We start from the raw sequence: 4,938 nt of genomic DNA on the forward strand, positions 1-4,938 counted from the left end.
CTCGTTCGAGGCCGTCGAGTTCGCTACCCTCGAATGGGTCGACTGGTTCAACAATCGCCGGCTGCTGGAGCCCATCGGCAACATCCCGCCGGCCGAAGCCGAGGAGCGCTACTACGCCATGCCGGAGCAATCCGCCGTGGCCGCATGACTCAAACGAAACTGCCTCCGGGAAACTCGGCGCGGTTCAAAATATGGCGGCAGTTCCAGTATTTGGATTTACTCGATTAAAATCATCTGGAGACATTTCGAATACTTTTTCCGTACTATTTAGATCACTGGTATTATTGATAAAGAATGCGCACTTTGCATTTCCATTGCGATACGTTTTTGTGGATATGAATGTGCAAAATTTGAATTGGGCATGCACATCTGGGAAATACAGGCTTCGTTTTGTGCCTTTATTCTCAAAATCATAGAGAGCTCTCAACATGCCGCCGGTTGATATTTGCTTGAAAAATTTTGAGGATGTTTGATCAGATGCAATACCTGACGGCACCAAAATACCGACGTAGCCGTCTGAATTAACAAGTTGAAACGCGCGCTCGACGAACAAGGAATAGAGATTCACATCACCGCCTGAAAGCAACGGATAGTCACCGGCCTTCCGAGCCACCCGTGCCGCCGTCTCCGCCCGGTTCGCCGCCCTGTCATAGTCGGCTGCCAACGGGTCGCCGGCGGCCTGCAATCCGGCGATCATGCGCTTGCGGTCAGCGGCGCGCTGCTGCATCGCGATCTCGCGGCGGCGGGCGGCGAACCATTCGACCTGTTGCAGCTTCACCCGGTCCCAGGGCGGATTGCCGATGACGGCGTCGAAACCGCCGGTCAGGCCTTCGCCTTCCCAGTCCTGCCAAATACCGGGAAAGGCGACTTGCCAGGCGAGGAAGCGTTCCTCGGCGATCAGCGTGCGCGCACGGTCGAGGATGGCGGTGAAGCGGCGGCCGTTTGCCTTCGAAGCATTCGGCTCGGCGGTGCCGTGCGTGATGGCAACCGGATCGCCCAAGGCGCCATTGAAGAAGCTGTCGAGCGCCTTGCGATCCTCGGCATCGCGTATGTCGAGCCATTCGAGTGCATGAACGAACGAAAGAAACGCGGCCAACGGCGCGGTCATTTCCTCGACCTCGGCGAAGACATCGGCCGAACGATGGGCCTCAGCGATCTCGGCGTCGGTCAGCCCCTCGATAATCTGCATGGGGCTGGCGGCGCGCAATGCGCGTTCGACAGGGCCGGCCAGGAACAGGGGGCCGCCGTGCGCCTTCGCGCGGTCGAGGCCGGCCTTGACCCAGGCGCCGAACAGACTGTCGCCGCAGCGCAAGTGGTGGTCGAGGAAGGACAGCGGCGCGCCGACGGTGAAGGTGTGCAGCCAGAGCGAGACCTTGGCCAGCTCGACAGCCATCGGGTTCTTGTCGACGCCGTAGACGCAGCGTTTCAGCACCATGCGGCGGACGATGTGGCGATCGTCGAGCTGTTCGTCGTCGACCGTCCAGCCCCGCCGCTCGGCGTTCTGCTGAATGGTGACGCGGATATGGTCGATCCGTTCCGACAGCGGCGATACGTAGTCGCCCCATTCCGCGGGGATCAGCAACTCGGCATCCGCCATCGCGGCCAGGACGTGGTCGGTCAGGGCGTCGACCAGGCCGACCAGGAAGTGCCCCGACCCCATTGCCGGGTCGCAGACCTTGAGATCGAGAATCCGCGAGGCGGGATCGATGCCCTTCAGCGCGGCAATGCGGCGATGGTCGGGCATGTCGCCGGCGGCCAGTTCGTCGACCTTGTCCATGAATGATTCCATGGGGCGGTCGGCCAGCGGGCCGACGGTCTCGCGCAGGATCAGCCCTACAAGGTCGTCGGGGGTGTAATAGCTGCCCGAGGACTTGCGGGCAAATATGTTGGGGCGGATGACGATGCCGTCGCCGTCGCCGTCGCCGTCGCCGTCGCGGGCGATTTCGTGTTCCAGCAGCCGTTCGTAGATCGAGCCGAGCTGGCGGACCCCGAGATCCCGGTAGTTGATGTATTTCCGCCCGTCGCCGGTGCGTTCGAATGACAGGCGGTCGACGACATGGGCCATGACAGCGTCGCCGATGCGAATGCGTGCGAGCAGCGGCGTGCGGTCCGGGTCAAACAGCCCGCCGTTGTAGGGCGGCAGGCCTATCGCCGGGTCACCGTGACTGATGGCGCGGCAGAGATCGTCGACGGCGCCCCAGTAGCGCGCGGCTGTGGGGGAGAAGACGTCGCCCTGGTCCTTCCGCCGGCCGACGTCGCGACGGACGTTCTCACGCAGGCCATAGCCCCCGTAACGCGGATCGCGGATCGGCAGCAGGTCGCGGTCCTCGGCGTAGAGGATGAACAGCAGGCGGTAGAGGAACACCAACGCGGCCTCCCGTACGTCCTCGAAGGGCGCGTCGGGTGCAGCGGCGGCGATGGCGCGAGCCAGTTCGGGGAAGACGTCGACGAAGACAAGTTCCGACAAGTCGCCGGCGACGCGTTGTTCGTAGAAGCGGCCTTCTTCGAGGGCGCGCTGATGGAAGGTGCGCGGGTCGGGGCCGGCGGGCAAGAAGGCGTCGCGCTGGAAGACCAAAACGAACAGCTTCAGCCAGTGGCGGCGTTCGTCGGCGTCGAGCGCGAACAGCCCCTGATTGTGATCGGGCAGGTCGAGGACCGTCGCCAGGTCGACCTCGAAGAACTGTTCGGAGACCGACCGCGCCCCCTGCCAATAGAGCCGCCAACGGGCGCCGTTGGTCAGGATGCCCCAGCGCAAGCTGCCCTCCGCCAGGTCCTCGGCACGTCGGAGATAGCGCAGCATCTGCGTCGACGGCGCGATTTCCTCGCCCCGGCGGCCGGAGCGGCGATCGAGCGGGCGCAGCCAACGCTTGGATTCGACGATGGCGAGGCCGAGGCCGTAGCGCCTCCATTCCTCGGCGAGGCGATTGGCGCGGGCCTTGGCCTGGTCGTCGGCGAACAGCAGGCCGTCGGGCACGTCCTCGCGGCCCCGGGCGGCCAGGTTCTGTTGCCGCAGCGTCGCGGTCCAGCCCAGCTCGGCGAGGACCGGCCAGATAAGATCGTCTTCGGTCTGGCTTTCATTCGGCGTCTTGTCGACCGGAAAGCGGTCGAAGATCGCTCGCAGGCGTGCGCCTAACGCGTCGACAGCGTTGTCGTCCAGGTCCTGCCAGTCGGGCAGTTGCGCAACCGAATCCTGTAACAGGTCGTGGGTAAATAGGCTGCCCTGAAAGATGCGGTCGGCCGGCAATTTTAGGTTCCCTTAGGTTCGGGACGGAGTGCGAATCGCCCCAAGTCTAGGCGAATGCCCGGGCCGCCGCATCGGCCCCCGGAACTGATGGCGGCCGTCGCGTCCGCGCGGCCCTCGGGATGTTGACAAATGTTGATATTGAAACGGCGGACAGCGGGGGTCGGGGAGTAGTCCTGCCGAGCAGAACTCGGCGTTATCCGACGCAGTAAGGGCAGGGCCCTCGTTGCGGCATGTGTGGAAGGGGCGTAGAGACCAGCCATGAAGGTCCCTAACTAATGTCGCAGCCTTCAGGCCGCACCCATGATGCCGGCGGCTTTGCGTGCTTGTTAATGGCATCGAAGGTCAGGCCCGTGACCTTCTCGACGGTCGCGACCGTCTCCAGCCATTGATCCAGCGAGCTGCGCGGCGCTGGGCCGTTCGGGACGATCCAGGCATTCGCCTCCCGGCTGTCCATTCGAATGGCGACCTTCCAGAAGGCTGCCGGCGTCTGGATGCCATGCGTGCCGACAAAGCGGTCATCCGCGAAGTTCGCGCCCCATATCGGCCCGCCCCACACTTCCAGCGGTACCAGGTCCCGCAGGCATTCGATGATATCTTCCGTCTCGCGCCACGCGCCCCGGTTCATGGATGCCGTCTGCGGCAGAAGGTTCGTCCAGTAGTTTGTCTGGGCAATGGCCATTTCCGAGCCGTCCATGTGATTGGCCGGCACCTGGTGGCCAACGTCATAGCGCGGCCCGCCATCCGGGATGGTCGATTGGAAGGTGTCCGTGCTCAGGGACTGGCAACGCGCCGGAATTTCCGGATCGTGCTTGTAGCCGGATTCGCGTTCTCCGTTTCCCGTGTCCGGGCCGGCGATGTAGTGGAAGAGCACCGCCCCGCGGCGATCGCAATCGACCCAGACCTTGAACCCCTCATAATTGATCTCGATCACCTGGGCGGGGGCTATGTGGGGCAAGAGAAGCCCGACGCACAGGATCAGCGCTCGCATTCCCTGCCCCTCTGCAATTCCCCGTTGCTGTCATCCTGAAGTGCGACGCTATGACAGGCAAGCCCGGAGGCAATGCGTGTTCTCATGGCGTTCATGCATCGCCCGATCAACCTCGAAACCCTCGCCGACTTTGACGGCTTCCAAGTCCACGCGTTCTGCGATGAATGCCGTCACTGCTCGACGCTGGACCTTCCGGGGCTGGCGAGACGGCTTGGAGGCGACTGCCCGCTGGACAGGATGAAGCGGGCGCTAAGGTGCGGAGTATGCGGCTCGCGGAAAGTGTCTATCAGCATCGGCGGGAGCCCGGCGGTTCAACAAGCGCTGAACGAATGACCGCCGCCGAAATTGAGAAGTACACACGGTGCGCGCCGTCGCAATGTTAACAAATGTTAATTTTGAAACGGCAATTTCCCGCGGCTGGCAGGGGCTAGTGGTCAAACCCTGACAAACGAGTTCCGCTGCAACGGTGGGGTTGGGCGCGCAGACCGGCTTTATCGGGGTGATTTCCGCTAGTTTCGCACCACTAGTGGAGCGAATCTAACTCTTGGTGCCCGCGTTTGACGGCTTCGATGATCCTGTCGGGATCGGCGGTCCAGGCGAACGGCCTGGGCTCCTGGTTGTGCTCGGCGACGAAGCGATTGATGGCGGCCTGCAGGTCGACCAGCGAATGGAACACGCCGCGCTTCAGGCGACGCTTGCTGAGCCG

2 protein-coding genes and 2 pseudogenes are annotated in these 4,938 nt (G+C 63.2%); 1 reads left to right on the forward strand and 3 read right to left on the reverse strand.

The window, feature by feature from the left end; all coding sequences use genetic code 11:
- Nucleotides 1–148: pseudogene (locus tag CWC60_RS14105) on the forward strand (IS3 family transposase); the annotation flags it as partial.
- Between the two features lie 36 nt (nucleotides 149–184).
- Here CWC60_RS14105 and CWC60_RS14110 read toward each other — a convergent pair.
- From CWC60_RS14110 to CWC60_RS14125, 3 genes and pseudogenes are all read right to left on the reverse strand, one after another.
- A complete protein-coding gene (locus CWC60_RS14110) occupies nucleotides 185–3,244 on the reverse strand; it encodes an Eco57I restriction-modification methylase domain-containing protein (RefSeq protein ID WP_109794591.1) in 3,060 nt (1,019 codons plus the stop codon).
- A 268-nt stretch (nucleotides 3,245–3,512) separates the two neighbouring features.
- A complete protein-coding gene (locus tag CWC60_RS14115) occupies nucleotides 3,513–4,232 on the reverse strand; it encodes a DNA/RNA non-specific endonuclease (RefSeq protein WP_109794592.1) in 720 nt (239 codons plus the stop codon).
- Nucleotides 4,233–4,755: 523 nt separating this feature from the next.
- Nucleotides 4,756–4,938: pseudogene (locus tag CWC60_RS14125) on the reverse strand (IS630 family transposase); the annotation flags it as partial.

Source organism: Minwuia thermotolerans, from assembly GCF_002924445.1.
Taxonomy (GTDB): Bacteria; Pseudomonadota; Alphaproteobacteria; order Minwuiales; family Minwuiaceae; genus Minwuia; species Minwuia thermotolerans.